The sequence below is a fragment of the Microcoleus sp. N3A4 genome (assembly GCF_036701805.1).
Classification (GTDB): domain Bacteria; phylum Cyanobacteriota; class Cyanobacteriia; order Cyanobacteriales; family Microcoleaceae; genus Microcoleus.
In genome coordinates this window covers 1-18,463 of record NZ_JAUBRJ010000106.1, presented here as the reverse complement: position 1 = coordinate 18,463, position 18,463 = coordinate 1, and the positions used below count along the sequence as shown (strand labels likewise).

Sequence of the window (18,463 nt, the reverse complement as noted above, 5' to 3'; positions counted from 1 at the left end):
CAATAACCAATAACAACTAACCAATAACCAATAACAACTAACCAATAACCAATAACAACTAACCAATAACCAATAACAACTAACCAATAACCAATAACCAATAACTAATGTACTCGCAAAGTCGGGTTAGCATTAGCTAATTGCTGAATTGGCATGGAGACTGGCAACTGACTTTGAGGTGCGGGCAGCATTTCGCCTCGGAAGTCGAGGATGGTGACGAGCAGCAGGTAGGCAACTGCTAAAATTATAGAAATCACCCCAGTGATAATAGCAATAATTTTTGAACGATCCATATTCAGAAAAATTTAAGTACAGCTAATATTAGTTTAACATTAAAAACAGCAATTATTACTTAACTTATGCAATAGAATATAATCAGGTGCTAGTTATTTCTCTGACAAAAATGGAACCTCTTGTAGATGCGCCAAATCCCACCGAGATGCCCGGAGCTACCCCAGTGGTCGAAACATTTAATCTGGGGAAGTTCTACCGTACCGGCTTCTGGATGAACGAAAAAATTGAATCGCTCAAAAATTGCACTCTGACTGTCTCTGAGGGGGAAACTTTCGGGCTGTTAGGGCAAAATGGAGCGGGGAAAACTACGCTGCTGAAAACTTTGCTGGGTATAGTGCGGCCCACTTCTGGGAAGGCGCTGCTGTTGGGGAGGCCTTTGGGCGATCGCACTGTGAAGCAGCGAGTCGGCTATTTGCCAGAAAATCCCTATTTTTACGATTATCTCACGGGCTGGGAATTCTTGCAATTTGCGGCGGGGTTATTTCAAATTCCCCCCTCAATTCAGCGGCAGCGAATTCCGCATTTGCTAGACTTAGTTGGGCTATCTCAATCGGCGGCAAGAAAAAAACAGTTGCGCCAGTATTCTAAGGGAATGCTGCAACGGATCGGCATGGCTCAAGCTTTGATTAACAATCCCGATGTGGTATTTTTAGATGAGCCGATGTCTGGTTTAGATCCGATGGGACGCTATCAGATGCGGGAGATAATTTTATCGCTGAAAAATCAAGGAAAAACGATTTTTTTTAATTCGCATATATTGTCTGATGTGGAGAAGATTTGCGATCGAGTGGCAATTTTGGCGAAGGGTGAGTTAATCTGCATGGGTGCGATCGACGAACTCTTGGGTAATACTGAAACTTACCGGGTTGAAGGTAGGGGTGGCCACTTGAACATCCTGCAAAAATGGATACCGGATATGGAAGTTGATAATGATTTGTGGTACGGTCATTTGCAGGGCGAGCCGAAGGAGTTTATTTCTAGTCTGAGTGGTACGGGAGGGCAGCTAATTGCCATGAATTTGGCTAAGCCTAGTTTGGAAGAGTTTTTTATGCAGCAACTGCAAGAAAGAGGGATTTATTCTAGCGGTTGAAGTTCATAAAATCGGCGGTTTCAACCGGGCGGTTGAAACCGCGGCTACACATACAAAGTCCGCCTTCGCGGACTAAGAAAACGGGCAAGATGCCCGTTCCACAGCACATCAAGTTGATTGTGGGGAGTAGGGGTTGGGCATCTTGCCCGCCCTGACTAATAATAAGAAAACGGGCAAGAGGCCCGTTCCACAAGAGTTTAATTTTATTGTGGAGTGGGCATATTGTCCGCCTCTGAAAGACTAATGTTTTTTACTTCAGTTAACAATGGCAACGGTAGATTTGCACATACTAACTCTGCACAATTCCACTGCCGCAGATACTCACAAACTTCAGAAATAAGCGCATTTGCTGCATCTAAATCTTGTGCTTGAGAGGCATGATAGTGCGCTCTGATTAGGGGCTTAATATCCTCGATATCTTGCCATTCCGATTTAGGTTTGAGGGGAATGCTGATATAATAGTTATAGGCTTGGCTGTGAGCGGTACGGAGATTTTCTGGATTTTGACTTAGCAGGTACTCGCCCTTTTCTCGGACTAGGGGATGCAACTGATAGGATTTGAGGTGGCGATCGTAATATAGCAATTGCCGGCGCTTGAGTGCCTGAATAATATTTTCTTTGAGTTCATACTTGCTAACTTCTGGCATTTGAGCGCTAATCCCTGCAAAAGATAGCGGATATTCTGAGGTTTGATAGACAGAAATTCGGCTGAGACAAGTTTGCTCGCCGTCGCCCAGACGCGCTATCATTTCATCGATCGCTCTTTCAATATCTCGAATCAGCAACCAGTCTCTCTGGTGCAGAAAAATCCCGACATTTCCCTGAAACTCGGTATCGTCTCGAATCAAGGCTGCAATGAGTTGTAAGGCTTTGGGATGTCCTGAATAGCGATCGCACATTTCGGCTAATTCTTCTGGATTTGCAGTCAGATTAAAAGATTGCAATAGGGCAACTGCGGCATCTCGATCCAATCCGTTTAGCTGGATTTCGCGGGTGACTGTTGACGGCAATTCGGCCAAGCTTTCGCGACTGGTGAAAATAATTTTGCTTTGATGTTCTGTTTCTAATAGTTGTTTGAATAACCAAGCATATTCTGCACAATCGTCCGCGAAATAACCAGCGGCTTTGGCTTCTCCAGCTTTCAAAAGTGTGTCGGCGCGATCGAAAACGACCAAGCAAGGTTTTTCTCTGAGGATTTTGAGCAGATTTTCGGTTTTTTTGCCACAGTCATTTTGAGCGTTGACGGCTGCGGTAATCTCGCCGTTGGAGAGGGTGAATAGCAGCGAGTCAATTATGCGATCGAAGGGGGGTGCTTTGCCTGTTGCAGATTGCAAGGATTGCCAAGCGGCGCAGGTGAAGGGGGTTTTTTCTGTGTGGAGTTGGCGAATTAGTTGGCTGATGAGGATGGTTTTTCCGATGCCCGGTAAGCCGACAATTGAGATGGCGGTGATATCGGAGTTAACGATCGTAGTTTTTAAGATATCGAGTTCTTTTGTGCGCTGTACCCAATTTCTGACGGGGGGTAAGTTTTCTGGGAGGGGGAAAGTGCGATCGGTTTCACTGTCTTGGGGGATATCTGCGATCGCGGCGGCTAAAAGTGGCTCTGTTTTCTTGATTTTGTAGCCTTCAGCAATGTATTCCCAGTTGTCTATTTCTACCGCTTTGCAAATATTGATAAAGTTCTCTCGTCTAATTTCTATTTTCGCCCAAAACCGCTTTAAGGTAGCTGTTGAAACTAAAGCGGCAACACACCAGGCATCCTCAGTTTTATTCCATCCGAGATTGCGTCTTACCATGTCAATGATTTTCAAACCCTCTTCGGATGCTCTGAGCAAACCTGCCATTGTTAGTCCTTTAGCACAATTGCGATCGAGTTTAATTATAGCTCAGGTTGGAGAGCCGAAAGATGAGCCAAATGAGCCAAATGAGACAAATGAGCCTTTTTGTTGAGCCAAATGGTGAGCCATTGAGCCGATACAGTGTAGGGATTAGGGATTATTTTTATGGATAAGTTTGTTTTTCACCTACAGCTTAAGGGTGAAGCCAAGCTGCATAAGCATTTACCTTGCCGTTAGGTATCGCTTTCTGGGTTGTTGGGTAAAGGGTAGTTATTGATACTGTTTCCCCTGTAAGGGATGAGTGAGAACCCGATCCAGTTTAGTTATCAGTTTTTTCAATAGCTTAGTTCAATATTGATATTCAGAAGGAGTTGGAATCATGGTACAGGCTAGTTTTGGAGAGATTAACTTTAATACATGGGGAAATAACGGTTTTCAATCACAACCCATTGATCCAAACCAGAATACTTATGTAATAACTCATGGATGGAATAATACAGGTGGTAACGCAGCCAATAATTTTACGCCTGCTGATTGGGTAGCAGAAAAAGCTCAAGCTATCCGAGAGCAAGATCCTAATGCTAATATTGTCGCGATGGACTGGGAAAGTGGTGCTAAGACTGATTACTCGAAAGCTGCTGCAAATACAAAAGAAGCAGGTCAAAAGCTCGGTGAGTATCTGAACAATATTGGTGTTAACCCTAACAAAACCGAACTGATTGGTCATAGTTTAGGGGGTCATATCGTTGGTTCTGCTGGCGCTAAGTATCGAGAACTAACAGGTAATCAGATAAATCTTATCACGGCTTTAGATCCTGCTGGACCTAGTTTTGGAATCAGGGCTAGACCGATAGAAGGAGGATCGGGAACAGATGTGGTTGAAGAACCAGTTCCTCCAAGCGATCGCCTAGACCCTACTGATGCTAAACAGGTAATTGCGATTCATACCAGTAAATTGGGATACCAAGACTCTATAGGAACAAAGGACATTTATATCAACAAGAATGAACTAATTCAACCAGGTGGAAAGATTCCTCTTAATGATAGTCATGGCTACGCTCACAAAATAGACACAGAATTAAGAAAGGGAGCATCTTTTCCTCAAGAGGATGGGACAAAATTCGATTTGAATCGGTTGCGTTCCCCAGAAACAGGTCGTATCAATGTTGATACTACCAAACCAACTTTCACAGGATCAATCACTGGCACTTTTGGAGGTGGCAGCAATAAATACAGTTTAGGAACACCGGAATTTGTAAGTTTTGTGCAGTTTGACGGTAAACCTTTTAGTACAGGAACAGACATTCTTTTTGATCTTGGTAAATTGACTTATCGGAATGGAGTAAACGCCGAAGATTCACCCAGATCAATAGATACAACTCTCAATATTAATCTTTCGATAACCCAACCAGAAAATAGTCCCCAGACGTTTAATTTTGCAATCAACAATCAAGCAACAAATAACACAACTGGTGATGCGGTTCTGGATGCAGATCGCCTAACTTTTTCAGGTGCAGGTTTATCCGAAGAGAGAATTAAAGTTGCGGCTGCTGAATATACCCTCGATCTATATGGGTTTGCTTCAAATGGAGAACCTGTAGGACAGTTTGATTCACCGGAGAATAGCACAGCTACCGCTGATTTATTTGGTAAAATCGTACCAGTGACTATTTTTACTCAAGATCAAGAGACGCTACGTCAATTTAGCAATGATATTAAAGAGGCTGTTAAGGGCTTTAGAAACACAATTGCTGATGCAAAAAATGGAATTTTGAGAGATCTAGTTTACCCATTGGCAGGGGCTGTAGTAGATGTTCTAATAGGTGCTCCAAGAACAATAAGAAGTGCCAGCCAAGTCAATCCCCCAACAGATACAGGAACTACATTTCAGATTACTCAAGCAATAATGGCTGAAAATCCGGGGGGTGTCCAAGGTTCTGATAACAATGAGAAAATCTTAGGATCGCCTGTAACTGATGTAGTATTCGCAGCCAGAGGTGCTGATACTATCGAAGGGGCTGTCGGCAATGATTACCTGCGAGGTGGAAAAGGAAGCGATCGCATTTTAGGTGACGATGGCAACGACATTATCAACGGTAATGAGGGTGATGATTTCATCTCAGGAGGCCCTGGCAATGATTTAGTGCGGGGTGGACAAAACAATGATGAAATTTTTGGCAATGACGGAGACGATATTTTAATCGGTGAAAAGGGAACTGATCGGCTAACTGGTGGCAGCGGAACAGATATTTTTATCCTGAGAACAGACACAGGTACAGAAGAAAACAATCCTGCTACTGCTGATTGGTTACTTGACTTCAATGCGAGTGAAGGCGATCTAATTGGCATCAATGGAGGCGTACCAATAGATATTCTCACTTTCACCCCCGCAGATGTGAATCAAGATGGTATTGCAGACACCATTATTCAGTACACAGAAAACAACGAAATTATAGGTGTCTATACAAATATCTTTGGTGTCGTCATCAACACGCAGCCAGACATTGTGAAAAATGCCTTATTTACTATACCGCTGAACGATCCAATCACTCAGATAGGATGATGCTGTAGGAAATTCGTCCAATAGTTCCGTCATAGCAATATTAGCGATCGCCCTTACGACAAAAAGAGCGATCGCCCTTAATCCCCACTACATCCATCAGCGTGTACCTGCGAACGAAAAAAGTACAAACATCAAGCTTGTAATGTATAATAGTTGGGTAACATTGTGGTAGGTAAAAAACTAACATGAATCAAACTTCTACAGTTACAATCAGCAATACATCTTATCAAACCCTCGCAGAACTCTCTGCAAGCTCAGGAAAACCAATCCAAACAGTCCTCGAACAAGCAATCGAACAATACCGAAGACAACAGTTTTTAGCAGCAGCCAACCAAGCTTATCTTGCCTTACGCGATCGCCCAGAAGCTTGGCAAGAAGAACTTGAAGAACGCGAAGCTTGGGATATCACTTTAGAGGATGGTTTAGAATGACCTCAGCAAAACCATCACGCGGTGATATATGGCTGATTGACTTGAATCCAATACGAGGGCGAGAGCAAGCTGGAAAGCGTCCCTGTCTGGTGATATCTGTAGACTTATTCAATCAGGGTGCGTCAGGATTAGTCGTTGTGGTGCCAGTCACATCCAAAGATAAAGGAATTCCCTGGCACGTTCAAGTTAACCCCCCAGAAGGAGGACTTAGACAGCCAAGTTTCATTAAATGTGAAGATGTGCGATCGATCAGTATAGACAGATTTTTTGAACTGTGGGGTACAGTTTCTTCAACAACATTGATGATGGTAGAAGAAAGACTACGCATTCTTTTGAATTTATAGCTAAAAAATAACTTTTTCAACTTTTCTATAGCGCGATCGCCCTTTCATCCATCTGCGGTTGCTAAAAAGCGCGATCGCCCTTCGCCCTCACAAATACTCTACCATTCCGACCATATCTTCCGGTGTGTAAATTTCATAGAGCAAAATCAACATTTCTATTACTTGTCCGATCGAACGACTGCCTTGTTTAAAATAAGCCACACCAGGATGATCCTGACTCATACCAGCCATAACTAGAAAGTCTCGATCCTGAGTGACAAGCACTCGCTGCTGCTGTTGAATAAACAACCACTGCTGCTCATCCATCTTAGTCCTTAATCCTGCTTCTACCGTTGTCGTCACATCAATACCATAGAGACGTAACGCCCTAGCAATGTCCCGATCGATATGCTCATCTAAAGGAAACCTAATTCGCAAACTCACGTTTTAATTCCTTTATTTTTGCTTGTAACCTACCTGGATTTTGACGCATAAATTCATCCACAAAAGCATCATCTTCTGCCATTTCTCTGTCAATTGCTTGGCGACGATCGTAATAATAAGCCATAGCGTCATAAACTGCGGCTACAAGCAGATCGTACTTAGTGGCAATTTCTAAAAGAGAATAACCCATTTTTAGGTGCATCACCATCACATCTTGTACGGCGATTCTCGTCCCAGCAATCCGGGGTTTCCCGCCTCGTACTCCCGGTGTTCTTTCAATGTGTTCTACGCTTACTGTTGTTGTCATGATTTTTTATTAGGTATGATTCAAAAATAATACTATTATAGCCAAAACATAGATTTTTACAAGCTCGATCGCTTGGAATTTTGAATAATAGCGATCGCCCTTAATCTCTCCCCGTCCATTCACGTTCATCTGCGGTTGCTCAAAAGATCGATCGCCCTTCTGTTATGCTGGATTTACTATCTCCAACCATTGACAAAAGACCAGCCGCACTTGATGCCACACATTCAATACCAGTCCGCGATCGCAAGTCCAAAAACTATCGGAAACTCCTTAACATTGTGGGTAACGAGAGTTGCTTGAAGCGAAGTGGCTGTCCCTGCAATCAAAACATCAATTGGGCCGATGGGAGTACCTTGTTGCTCCAATTGAGCGCGGATTGTGGCAGCAGCAATAGCAGAATCGCGATCGAAAGGAACAAGGTTAACTCGGCTCAAAAGTTGCTGAAGTTGTTCGGTACGTTTTGCAGGCGAAGTAGATTTAGCAATACCCACTTGCAACTCAAACAGGACGATCGCGGAAATGCCAATTTCTTAAGGAGATACATTGGCAAGGTTTTAGGCAACTTGTCCTTGTCCTTTGAAATAGTAAATTAATGTATTTGTATCCAAAATGTACATCTAAAAGCTCTCCCGCAAGATGTCTTCCCCCGACTCGCCACGAATCTCTTCCAGAGTAGGAAAGTCTTCTGCCCATGTTCCAGCTAGGGAATAAACCAATTCTGTCCAAGGAGTTAAAGAATCTACTGTGTCGGTGGATTGGTTCCCATTCAGGTACTTGGCACGAATAAACTCAGCGAAAGTGAGAATTTCGCTAGCTTGGTTTTCGGGAAGGGTTTTGACGATCGCATAAATTTGTTCAATGATAGTCATAATCTGGTGAGAAATACACTGTCGTTAAATTTTATTTTAGCAATACATCTTAGACTCGATCGCGAAGTTGTTGAGGAGGCCTCGGTCATCGACGATCGGGTTACGTGAAGCCATTTGTTTTTCCTTGTTGCTTTCTGTAAATAAATGTAACTAATTGTTAAGTTATATTATAGTGACTGGAATCGCGAAATTCTGTGATGCTTGGTCACAAAAGTTCGGAGTAGCGCTTCTCAAATCTTAATAACGATTATCATTATATTCATGAGTCAACCTACAATCTTTGTTTGGCGGGCGATCGGGCTTTGCATTTGAGTATCAATTAAAGACAAGTATTATCAATAAAAATGTGTAGACTCTTGACTCTCAAGAGCCGCTATCAACTGTCTGCTCAACCCCGTAGCGTGTGATTGGAATGGCGAATGTCGATCGCCCGATCGGGCAACTTATACTCTTTACAAAACCCAGACAACGATACCGTCAAGTTCAGAAACGTCTCCTACACCAAGCGTAAAGGGTTTCAGGCATAATTGGTGTCGCTGTAGGCTTGCAAAAATTCACAACCCTATCTTGCCCAGGGGATGGTAATACCTGCAATCGCCCCTCAAATTAGTTGACATAATTTATCAATTAACTTAAGCTGCATATTGTATTCAAAGTAGCGGTGAATCCCATGACTCTTTCAACCTACACCCCAGCCTTGTACGCTAGTTTCAGACACCAGACTTTCACCCACCGTCAGTTAGTGCCCGTGCCGTCTAAAGGCTTGCTGCGAATTGAACGGGGATCTGTCCGAACCTTAACTTGGAGCGACCAGGGGACACCAATCACGCTGGGATATTGGGGAGTTGGAGACGTGCTGGGTCAGTCGCTGTCAGGCGTCCAACCTTATCAAATAGAGTGCAAAACTCATGTAGAAATTAGCTACATTCCTGCAAATTTGTTCGATCGATCGTTAGATGAAATTTTGGCGCACGTTCAGCAAACTCAAGCCTTTTTTTGCATTGTTCGCAGCGAATCTCTGCGCGATCGACTCCTGCAACTATTGGTTTTCTTGGGACAAAAATTTGGTCGCGAAGTGGCACAAGGACTGTTAATTGATTTGAGATTGACTCATCAGGAGCTTTCTGAGGCGATGGGAATTACGCGGATTACGGTGACGCGGCTGATGTGTCGGTTGGAGGAGGAGGGAATTATCGATCGATCGCGCCCTCAATACATTGTTTTAACTTCGCGTTAGTTTGATTTTCACATCAGAAATATTTTTAATCGCAGATCGGCGCAGATCGACGGAGATATTTTTTAGATATCTGCGTCGATGCCAGTCCTCGGTTCGATCGGGTTATTGCCGTCGCCTGCGTTGATGTTGTCGTTACCTTGACTGGTATATATTTGGTCGTTGCCCGGGCCTGCGGTTACGAAGTCGTTGCTTTTGCCTGCAAAGACGTTGTTGTTGCCTTCTCCGGCATTGATGATGTCGTCGCCAGCACCTGCGTAGATGGTATCGTCGCTAGGGCTACCCATAATAATTTTATTGCCGTCGCTAGCAAAAATTGTGCTTGCTTTTTCTCCGGCATCAATAATGTCTTTACCTTTGCCTGCAAAAATAGTACCGCTGCCGTTGCCAGTGATGAAGCTGTCATTGTTTTGGGCTTGGAATACTCAGCTAGCGGTTCTTTCTGAATAGAGACTGCTTGGTGACGCCGGTACCAACCAAATTCTTCCCGATACTCCCGCCCGTCTGACAAGCGAATTTCAAAGGTGGTACCCGCCACGCGATCGATCCGTGGAATCAATCCAAAGCATCTCAAATATAAAATCCTCAAGCCCCCGAATTTATCTGTGGGGTCAATCCAAAATCTAAAATCTAAAATCTAAAATCGAATGACAGGCCACGAACTGGGCTATGAACGTTTAGCATACAGGCTGCTGAACGGTTATTTTTTTGAGAGACCAAGCCGAACACCAGTTTATCCCTTTTTTGTGGCTGGATGCTGTGAATTTTTGGGTCATTCTCCCGGATCTGCGGTCTACGTACAAGCTATTTTAGGGGCGAAAATCATACGGCTAACTTTCATTTTGGCACGGCGTTTTACTGGCGCTCAAAGTTTCTTAGTCGCGGCTGGATTAATTGCGCTGCCTCCCTCATTCTTCATGTCAGGCTGCTGCAAACAGAGATTTTCTACGCGCCTTTAATACTTTGAACAGTCCGCATTTACGGCGGGAGGTCTCGGCGGGAACCCGAAGACGATGGTAAATACGGCTGACTAGAAATATCCCAAATGAAGGTAAATCCAAATATAATTAATTGGGCGCATTGGGACAAGATTGCGATCGATCCCCCGAAGGGTAGCGATTATTGGTGGTCTGGAGAACCCGGCACAGTTTGGCAAGGCAATTCGAGGAATATTTTCAATACTCTAAAACAAGCAAATATTCGCCCGGCGGTCAATCGATTTTAGATTTTAGATTTTAGATTTTAGATTGACTTGCGCGAGATAAATGCTCTTTCTTGAGGATTTTCGATTTTCGATTTTGGATTGATTCCACGGATCGATCGCGTGGCGAGTACCACCTTTGAAATTCGCTTGTCAGTATTCGGAATGTAGATAATCGCTGGAATCCGAGTTGGGCGCTGCAACTGAATCCGCGCGCAATCAAGCAGATTGGAATGAGTGGTGAGAGCAGGTTTTTGCTGCGGTTTATTGGCTGAATGTTTGCAATGATTACCGCGTTGATGATTGGGAAAATCACAACGAACCGGACAATCTGGATCGGGTTGGGGCGGAACTAGGGCGGATTATTTTGAGTTGGTTAATGTGGCAAAAGATGCGATCGACTTTGTTTACAACACTTACAGCATATTCGGTGGTTCGTGAAGTACACTATAAAGCTATATTCTGCGGTACGTGTTATGTAGGGTGCGTCGCTGCGGAGCAGGTTCAATGGAATTTGCAGATTGACTCTGAAAGCGACGCACCGGGAGCATCCCATTTTTGCTTTCATATCACGGACGGTTGCATCAGAATAATATATTTCGATGATATAGCGCGCTCACGCCGTCCATAGCGAACGATCTGCGAGCGAGACGCTCGCACTCCTAAAAAACGGCTTTTTACCAAATTGGGATGCTCCCGACGCACCTTACTTACGACAAGATTGTGTGTACCGCATATACCTGGAATATGCTGTATTTGCCCGATCGCACTTACCGCATCCACGGCCCGAAAACCGTAGGCGGCAGCAATTAGCCCGCTTTTGCTTTGCAAGAAATACCTAATTATTTCGATACAGTCAATGTCCGCAACTACGATGCCGATATTTCAAATTACACCCGCAAAGTGCGCGGTTGGATGCAGGGAACTTTACTTGCTAACTCGCAGCTTTGGGTGGAGAGTGGGGCAGTTACGAAATTAGCTACAGCGATTTATCTTTAGCTTTAAGTTTGATTAAAAATTTGATTCGAGGCTCCCAACTGGGGGATAATTATATTTACGGCAGTCACATATTTTGTTTGTACGACTGGGAAAAGCCGCGACTGGCAGAAGGTTTGCTGGGGTCATCCGGCCAGCGGCGCGCGGGTTACTGTGCTTTGCGGATGGGAATTCGAGCTTTGCAGGACAGGAGAGCTAGCTTTTTTCCTATCACTAACAGTTCTGATTGAATGGCAGTTGCAACTCTCGATGCTAGCAACAATGTTTATTTGCTGACTGTCAACGACCGAGCAAAATCTTACAGGGTTAATACCGATATTTCGGATCTGATAAAAGCCGGTAATGCCACGGTGCGAGAGTTCAGTTTGAAGGCAATGGATGAGGTTGTTGACAGCTTAACGTTGAAGGGCGGCAATGCGACTTTTGCGCTGGCGGGGAACAGCGCTATTCTCATCAAGTTCGATCGCCAGAATTGAATCTCAAATCCTCGGGGTCAGAATTGGGATAACATAGAATTAGTTATTATCGGAATTATTTATTTTCTGGCTGTTTCCCCCTCTACCCCTCTCCCCCTCTGACTCTCTCCCCGCTAATTGCACAGTTGAAATACCTAAATCGTCCTGTTGTGATCCCCCTCCTGTCGCTGGTAAATTGTTAGCGTGTAGGTATCTTGCCTCAAACAGAATCCGATCGAGTTCCGTTGAGGGCTAGAAAGTAGGGTGCAGTCTAGACAATCGCAGAAATTCTTGCTCGTAAACCCGCAGCAGTTAGGCTGGGCGAGGAATTGCCGGGCAGCCTTCATGTCCGCCAAGATGGCAGATAGCATTGGTTCAGACTTTCAGAACCCGTCCCATGTCAAGATTTAGCACGGAATTAATTTTAAATGCCAAGATGCTGGAAGTAGGGGTGAGTTTAATCGTACAGAAACTTTGAGCGTGCTTGGAAACCTCGCGCGCAAAGCCTCTCAGTCAACCTGCTGCCCGCGATCGGGTTTTTCTAACAAATATCACTTTTATGCCCCCTGATGTTTATTCCCTCCCTCAGTCAGGTCATCAACCGCAATCCCCTTACCGTCACGCCTGAGACGCCCGTAGAAAAGGCGATCGAGCTGATGAGCAGCACAGGAGCCAGTTACGTCCTCGTGGTAGAACCGCGCGGGAATTCTCAACTCGGAAATCCCACGAACGGGAATTCCCCGCAATCGCGGGAACAGTCGGGTTTCTACCGCGGCGTACAGCGTGCGGTACCCCCGTCCGCCAGCGCGTTCCGTCTCAACGGCTCAAAAGCTCTCTATCCGGGCGGCCAGACGGTGCTGGGGATTTTTACAGCGCGAGATGTGGTACAGCTAAATTCGATCGGCGCTGCTTTGAGGGGATTTGCGATCGAGCAAATCATGATCAGAACCGTAACAGTAGCCCGAGAATCGGAAATTCCCGACTTTTTTGCCTTAGCAAATCTGCTGGAAAAAAATCAGATCAGCCATTTGCCCGTCGTCAACGACGCTGAAGAACTGGTCGGTTTAATTAGCTCTCAAAGCTTGGTGCAACTGTTGCAGGAAATTGGGGAATCGGCACAAAAAGCAAGCAGTGCTTCGCCACCAGCGGCGGGCTTCGCGTTCCCTCCGCCGCTGCCAATTTTGCATCCGAAATTAGAGCTGCCAGCTCATTTAATTAAACTTTATCAAATCCCTCAAATCGCAGTCTCGCGAATTATTCACGCTCCTGCTACTTCTTCGGTTCGCTATTTGGCGCAACTGATGTTTAGACACAATGTTAGCTATGTATTAATTACTGAAACCCCCGAACAACACTCTACTGGTGCTGCTCAAAATTCCAAATTTACAAATCCCAACATCCATAAACTGGTTGGGGTGGTAAGTTCGCGGGACATCGTGCAGTTGCAGGCGCTGGGAAGAGACTCGAATAAAGTTAAAGCGGGAGCGATTTGCAGCACTTCGCCGCCGCTAGTGCGATCGCACTCTACCCTCGAAGCAGCAGTCGCCCTGCTGCAAAAAAACTACTGCCAGTTGCCTTTATTAGTCATCAACGAAAGCACTCACCCGATCGGGATTGTCAATCCTAAAACTATCCTTTTACAAGCGCTGGATTCAAAATCTCTACATTCTGGCTTGATCGCTTTGCAGCGCCAGCTAGAATCTAGCAACGCGCAATACAAAAGACTCTCGGCAGAAATACAGATTCCGGCAGCAAATCGCCACCCAAGTGCAGAAATTTCTCAAAATAGTTTCGCCTTTCCCCCAAATCTCCCCGCAGCCGTCAACAATCAGGGGATTTGGGATTGGAATCTCGAAACAGATGAGTTTTTTTATTCGGCGCGGTGGCAAGAAATGCTGGGCTACCGAGAAGGGGAAATCTCGAATCGCCGATCGGAATGGTGGAGTCGCATTCACCGAGAGGACATTGACGGAGTAAAGGCAGCTTTAGAAGATCACTTCGCCCAAAAGACAGCGGATTTTGCAGCAGAATATCGGATGTACTGCAAAGACGGCAGCACTGTCTGGGTGCTGAACCGGGGTCAAGTTTTACGCAGCGCTACGGGCAAACCGCTGCGGGTAGTAGGAACTCATACAGATATTACTCCAAACAAGCAGTTAGAAGTCAAAAACCGCGATCGCGATCGGGAGCAATTCCAAATATTTGACTCTTTGAAAGCAACAGTAATTTTCCAGATAGATGCTGCGGGGGCTTGGACATTTCTCAACCGCGCTTGGACTGAAATTACGGGTTTTTCGGTTGCCGAAAGTTTGCAAACTAATTTTTTAGATTGGGTGCATCCAGATGAGCGCGCGCAATGTGCAAATTTATTGGAGTCTTTGCTGTCGGGGAAGTCGGAGTTTGAACGGCGAGAACTGCGATTTAAGTACAAATCGGAGTCGGCTAAAAACGAATTGGAAATTCACAGTAATTCTGACTTTATTTCCGTTGAAATATTTGCCCAAGTCCGGCTGAATTCCCAAGGCGAAATAGCGGGAGTTTTAGGGACTCTGCACGATGTCTGCAACCGCGTCGAAGGGGTTGAGGATCTGCGGGAAAGCGAGCGGGCAATTCGATCGCTCTACGAGGTAATGGTGACCTCGGAAGGCTCTTTTGACGATCGAACGATCCGGTTGCTGGCAATGGGTTGCAGTCAGTTTGGGATGGATATCGGGCTGTTGGGCAGGGTTTTGGGCGATCGCTACGAAGTGATCGCGGCTTATGTACCGGAAGATTTTCCCTTTGGATTTGCTAAAGGAGACGGTTTTGCTTTGAGCAGAACTTTCGAGCGAGAGGTTTTGCGATCGAGCGAACCTATTTCTGTCGAATCAGCCGGCACTACTCAGTGGCGCAACCACCCCGCTTACAGCGTGCGGAAGTTGGAGGCTTTTCTGGGGACGAGGGTAATAGTGCAAGGGCGAGTTTTTGGCACTTTGAGCTTTACTTCCCGCACCATTAAATCTCCTTTGAAACCGCTGAATTTGGAAATTTTAAAGTTGATGGGCAATTACATCGGCGCGGAAATTGCCCGCGAAGAGCGAGAGCGAACTTTGCAACGTCAGTACCAGCGCGTTTTACTACTCAAACAAATTACTCAAAAAGTGCGATCGACCTTAGATACTCAAGAAATTTTTCAAACTACCGCCACCCAAATCGGCCGCGTATTTGGCGTCAATCGCTGTACAATTCACACCTATCTTTCCCTACCTTATCCCCACCTTCCTTGCGTCGCGGAATACTTAGAACCAGGTCACGAGTCGGCTTTAGATTTAGAACTTTCTGTCACTTACAACCCCTATACAGAAAAACTACTCGCTGAAGATATCGCCCTCGCATCTCCCGATGTGTTTGCCGATCCTTTGCTCGAATCTTCGGGGCCGATGTGCCGCCGCATCGGATTAAAATCTATGTTGGCGGTTCGCACTTCCTATCAAGGCGAACCCAATGGAATTATTACTTTGCACCAGTGCGATGCAACTCGCCAGTGGACTCCCGACGAAATTGAACTGTTAGAAGATGTTGCCGCTCAAGTCGGAATTACGTTAGCTCAAGCACAACTTTTAGAAACGGAAGTTCAGCGACAGCGACAGTTAGCCGAGCAAAATGAAGCTTTGGATCAAGCGCGACAAGCGGCGGAAGTTGCTAACAGAGCTAAGAGCGAATTTTTAGCGACTATGAGTCACGAAATCCGCACTCCGATGAATGCGGTAATCGGGATGACGGGTTTGTTGCTCGATATGGATTTAACTCCAGAACAGCGGGATTTTGTGGAGACAATTCGCACCAGCGGCGATGCTTTGCTGACTATTATTAACGATATCCTAGACTTTTCCAAGATTGAATCGGGCAAAATGGATTTGGAACGCAGCCCCTTCGACCTGCAAAACTGTATAGAAGAATCTCTGGAATTGCTGGCTCCTAGAGCATCAGAAAAAGGTTTAGAACTGGCTTACTTTATTGACAGTTCAGTTCCGAAAAACATTTTAGGAGATGTCACTAGGCTGCGCCAAATATTGGTAAATTTACTAGGAAATGCAGTTAAGTTTACAGAATCTGGAGAAATTGTCGTCTGCTGTACGGCTAGAAAAATTGAGCAGGTAGCTGCTAAGAGTTTGCCGGAAATAATCAATATTCTAGAGCCGCAACCGTTAGTAACTAACCAGAGACCGTTGGCAGATAGCAGACAATACGAGATTCAATTTGCTGTCCAAGATACGGGAATTGGCATTCCGCCAGACCGGATCGATCGCCTGTTTAAAGCTTTTTCGCAAGTGGATGCTTCGACAACGCGACATTACGGCGGGACGGGTTTGGGACTGGCTATCAGCCAGCGTTTGAGCGATCTGATGGGGGGTACAATGTGGGTTGTCAGCCAGGTTTGTCCGGAAAGTTCTAAGTCTCAACCGGCAGTTTCTGCGATCGGACAAAGTACCGCTGGAAGGTCGCCTGCGGAATTTACTTCGCCGTCGATATCAGGTTCGGGTTCGATTTTTTATTTCACGGTGACTGCTGAAGCTAATGACATCGTGGCTGAGGAAAAAAAGCCGGAATTTACCGCTGGTAAGCGCTTGTTAATTGTCGAGCACCATGCCATTAATCGGCAAGTTTTGATCCGGCAAGCAGAGTCTTGGGGAATGATACCCGTGGCTGTAACTTCGGGTGCTGAGGCTTTGGAAATCATCAAAGAAAACTCGGCGCTGGATTTAGCTATTTTGGCTATGAATCTACCCGATATGGACGGTGTGGCTTTGGCTGTGGAGATTCGGAAATTTGAGCTGAGCAATTTGTCTGGCGGCGACGGCCTAAATCCGAATGTCATCAAAGTGAAAAACCCTCGCAAAGTTGCGCTACCTTTGGTGCTGTTTACTTATTTAAGCAAGGCGGAAGTTTGGAAAAAGCTTGAAACTACAGAAGTACATTTTTCTGCTTTTTTAACTAAGCCTCTAAAACAGTCCCAGTTTTATAATGTGTTGCTGCAAGTTTTTGGATATGTTGCCGGCAGAAGCGGCAAAGGAGAACTTTCAAATGTGGCGACTTTGACTTCGGGATTGAAGTATTTTGAAAATTCTCAAGAACAGCACCGCGTGCAGCGGACTCCTGCCGTTTTGAGGCAGGTTGCGACCAATTCTGCCGGACAGGATGGAGTTAATTCTGGTCAGATTCGGATTTTGCTGGCCGAGGACAATGTGGTGAATCAAAAAGTCGCTACACATTTGCTCGACAGGATAGGATATCGTGCTGATATTGCGGCTAACGGGTTGGAGGTTTTGGAGGCTCTGAAGCGGCAATCTTACGATGTTGTGCTGATGGATGTGCAGATGCCGAACATGGACGGGTTGGAAGCGACGCGCCGCATTTGTCAGGAATGGCCTGCTAACAAAAAGCCGAGAATTATTGCGATGACCGCTAATGCGATGCAGGGCGATCGCGAAAAGTGTCTGGAAGCAGGTATGGACGATTATATTACTAAGCCCGTGCGCCGGGAAGAGTTGGCGATCGCCCTGAGCAAGTGCTCACCTCTGGATCGGGATGAACTGGATGCCGTTACTGAGCAGAAAAATCAAGATATTTCCGATCGACCTGACAGTGATGCTGCTGGATATGCGAGCGTTCAACCGGGAGCCGATTCGCCGATTGATTTTCATATTTTGCACAATCTCCGCGAGCTAGACGATGAGGAAGACCCGGATTTTTTGGGGGAGCTGATTAAGATATATTTGTTGGATGCACCGCAGCATTTAGAAACTATTAAGGAGGCTATTTTTCTCGGCGATGCTGATAGTTTGAAGCTGGCTTCTCACACGCTCAAGTCGAGCAGCGCCAATTTAGGAGCCGTGTCTTTTTCAGCAGTTTGCAGGGAGTTGGAGTATATGGGCCGCGTGGCGTCTGAGTCTGGAGGGGAACAGGTTTTTGATGTGAGCACGGCGCGCGATCGCCTGTTGGAAGCCCAAGGGGAGTGGGAAAAGGTGCGGGCGGCTTTTGAAATTGAACTGAAAACTGGGAAGTTGCGATCGCAAATAGGGAATTAGTCATTAGTCATTGGTTATTGGTTATTGGTTATTGGTTATTGGTTATTAGTCATTAGTCATTAGTCATTAGTCATCTTGCCCAAATAGCTATTTAACTTTCCCCTAAATACGCCTTGCAAACAGTTGTCAGGTGCGTCACCACCCTTAAATTTCCCAGAAAAAACCACAATCTAATAGCGACGCACCTGACAAATAGGATTCGTGAAAACCCTCCGCTGCACCTCGCCCAATACTAATAATTGTTGCAAGATTTTTTAGAAACGATATTAACACCCCACATTCCGCAGGTCTTTAAATAGAATTGATGGTTATAAATTTTAAAAATTCAACCCTGAAGTGATTACTGGGTA

The 18,463-nt window shown here is 45.4% G+C and carries 18 protein-coding genes; 11 read left to right on the top strand and 7 right to left on the bottom strand.

All coding sequences use genetic code 11. The features are described 5' to 3' along the window. Positions 1 to 104: 104 nt before the first annotated feature. Positions 105 to 293 (bottom strand): hypothetical protein, encoded by a 189-nt coding sequence (locus tag QUA56_RS34120; RefSeq protein WP_333367694.1) that lies wholly within the window; start codon positions 291 to 293, stop codon positions 105 to 107. A 110-nt stretch (positions 294 to 403) separates the two neighbouring features. Between QUA56_RS34120 and QUA56_RS34115 the strand changes: the two genes are divergently transcribed. After that, positions 404 to 1,384, top strand: a complete 981-nt coding sequence (locus tag QUA56_RS34115; protein ID WP_333367691.1) for an ABC transporter ATP-binding protein — start codon at positions 404 to 406, stop codon at positions 1,382 to 1,384. A 203-nt stretch (positions 1,385 to 1,587) separates the two neighbouring features. Here the strand turns inward: QUA56_RS34115 and QUA56_RS34110 are convergent, their stop codons facing one another. Beyond that, complete coding sequence (locus QUA56_RS34110; protein ID WP_333367688.1) at positions 1,588 to 3,228, bottom strand: NB-ARC domain-containing protein; 1,641 nt, start codon at positions 3,226 to 3,228, stop codon at positions 1,588 to 1,590. 373 nt (positions 3,229 to 3,601) lie between these two features. Here QUA56_RS34110 and QUA56_RS34105 point away from each other — a divergent pair, with 373 nt between their 5' ends. From QUA56_RS34105 to QUA56_RS34095, 3 genes are all read left to right on the top strand, one after another. Next, positions 3,602 to 5,785 carry a choice-of-anchor K domain-containing protein gene (locus QUA56_RS34105; RefSeq protein WP_333367685.1) on the top strand — a complete coding sequence of 728 codons (2,184 nt, stop codon included), beginning with the start codon at positions 3,602 to 3,604 and terminating at the stop codon, positions 5,783 to 5,785. A gap of 185 nt (positions 5,786 to 5,970) precedes the next feature. Next, positions 5,971 to 6,216: a hypothetical protein gene (locus QUA56_RS34100; RefSeq protein ID WP_333367683.1), complete on the top strand. Its 246-nt coding sequence runs from the start codon at positions 5,971 to 5,973 to the stop codon at positions 6,214 to 6,216. Continuing rightward, positions 6,213 to 6,560: a type II toxin-antitoxin system PemK/MazF family toxin gene (locus QUA56_RS34095; protein ID WP_333367680.1), complete on the top strand. Its 348-nt coding sequence runs from the start codon at positions 6,213 to 6,215 to the stop codon at positions 6,558 to 6,560. The genes QUA56_RS34100 and QUA56_RS34095 overlap by 4 nt, the downstream gene beginning before the upstream one ends. Positions 6,561 to 6,647: 87 nt before the next feature. Here the strand turns inward: QUA56_RS34095 and QUA56_RS34090 are convergent, their stop codons facing one another. The 4 genes from QUA56_RS34090 to QUA56_RS34075 form a co-directional block, all read right to left on the bottom strand. Further along, positions 6,648 to 6,983, bottom strand: a complete 336-nt coding sequence (locus QUA56_RS34090; RefSeq protein ID WP_333367677.1) for a DUF5615 family PIN-like protein — start codon at positions 6,981 to 6,983, stop codon at positions 6,648 to 6,650. Next, entirely contained in the window at positions 6,967 to 7,290 is a 324-nt protein-coding gene (locus QUA56_RS34085; protein ID WP_333367674.1) for a DUF433 domain-containing protein, read from the bottom strand. The genes QUA56_RS34090 and QUA56_RS34085 overlap by 17 nt, the downstream gene beginning before the upstream one ends. Positions 7,291 to 7,514: 224 nt before the next feature. Then, on the bottom strand, positions 7,515 to 7,811 hold the full coding sequence (locus QUA56_RS34080; RefSeq protein WP_333367700.1) for a PIN domain-containing protein: 297 nt from the start codon (positions 7,809 to 7,811) through the stop codon (positions 7,515 to 7,517). A gap of 96 nt (positions 7,812 to 7,907) precedes the next feature. Further along, the gene (locus tag QUA56_RS34075) at positions 7,908 to 8,159 is read right to left on the bottom strand and encodes a DUF2281 domain-containing protein (protein WP_333367671.1); all 252 of its coding nucleotides are present in this window, start codon (positions 8,157 to 8,159) and stop codon (positions 7,908 to 7,910) included. A gap of 670 nt (positions 8,160 to 8,829) precedes the next feature. On the opposite strand from QUA56_RS34075, the gene QUA56_RS34070 reads away from it, so the two are divergent. Then, positions 8,830 to 9,396 (top strand): Crp/Fnr family transcriptional regulator, encoded by a 567-nt coding sequence (locus tag QUA56_RS34070; RefSeq protein ID WP_333367668.1) that lies wholly within the window; start codon positions 8,830 to 8,832, stop codon positions 9,394 to 9,396. A gap of 62 nt (positions 9,397 to 9,458) precedes the next feature. Here the strand turns inward: QUA56_RS34070 and QUA56_RS34065 are convergent, their stop codons facing one another. Further along, positions 9,459 to 9,710, bottom strand: a complete 252-nt coding sequence (locus QUA56_RS34065) for a hypothetical protein (protein WP_333367696.1) — start codon at positions 9,708 to 9,710, stop codon at positions 9,459 to 9,461. A 330-nt stretch (positions 9,711 to 10,040) separates the two neighbouring features. Between QUA56_RS34065 and QUA56_RS34060 the strand changes: the two genes are divergently transcribed. From QUA56_RS34060 to QUA56_RS34035, 6 genes are all read left to right on the top strand, one after another. Continuing rightward, positions 10,041 to 10,352, top strand: a complete 312-nt coding sequence (locus QUA56_RS34060; RefSeq protein ID WP_333367666.1) for a hypothetical protein — start codon at positions 10,041 to 10,043, stop codon at positions 10,350 to 10,352. Positions 10,353 to 10,438: 86 nt separating this feature from the next. Continuing rightward, positions 10,439 to 10,618, top strand: coding sequence for a hypothetical protein (locus QUA56_RS34055; RefSeq protein ID WP_333367662.1), 180 nt, complete (start codon positions 10,439 to 10,441; stop codon positions 10,616 to 10,618). Positions 10,619 to 11,284: 666 nt separating this feature from the next. Next, positions 11,285 to 11,407 (top strand): hypothetical protein, encoded by a 123-nt coding sequence (locus QUA56_RS34050; protein WP_333367660.1) that lies wholly within the window; start codon positions 11,285 to 11,287, stop codon positions 11,405 to 11,407. A 134-nt stretch (positions 11,408 to 11,541) separates the two neighbouring features. Next, positions 11,542 to 11,820: a hypothetical protein gene (locus QUA56_RS34045; protein ID WP_333367657.1), complete on the top strand. Its 279-nt coding sequence runs from the start codon at positions 11,542 to 11,544 to the stop codon at positions 11,818 to 11,820. Continuing rightward, entirely contained in the window at positions 11,821 to 12,066 is a 246-nt protein-coding gene (locus tag QUA56_RS34040) for a hypothetical protein (RefSeq protein WP_333367654.1), read from the top strand. It begins immediately after the preceding gene. Positions 12,067 to 12,614: 548 nt separating this feature from the next. Beyond that, positions 12,615 to 18,113, top strand: coding sequence for a response regulator (locus tag QUA56_RS34035; RefSeq protein WP_333367651.1), 5,499 nt, complete (start codon positions 12,615 to 12,617; stop codon positions 18,111 to 18,113). Positions 18,114 to 18,463 lie beyond the last annotated feature (350 nt).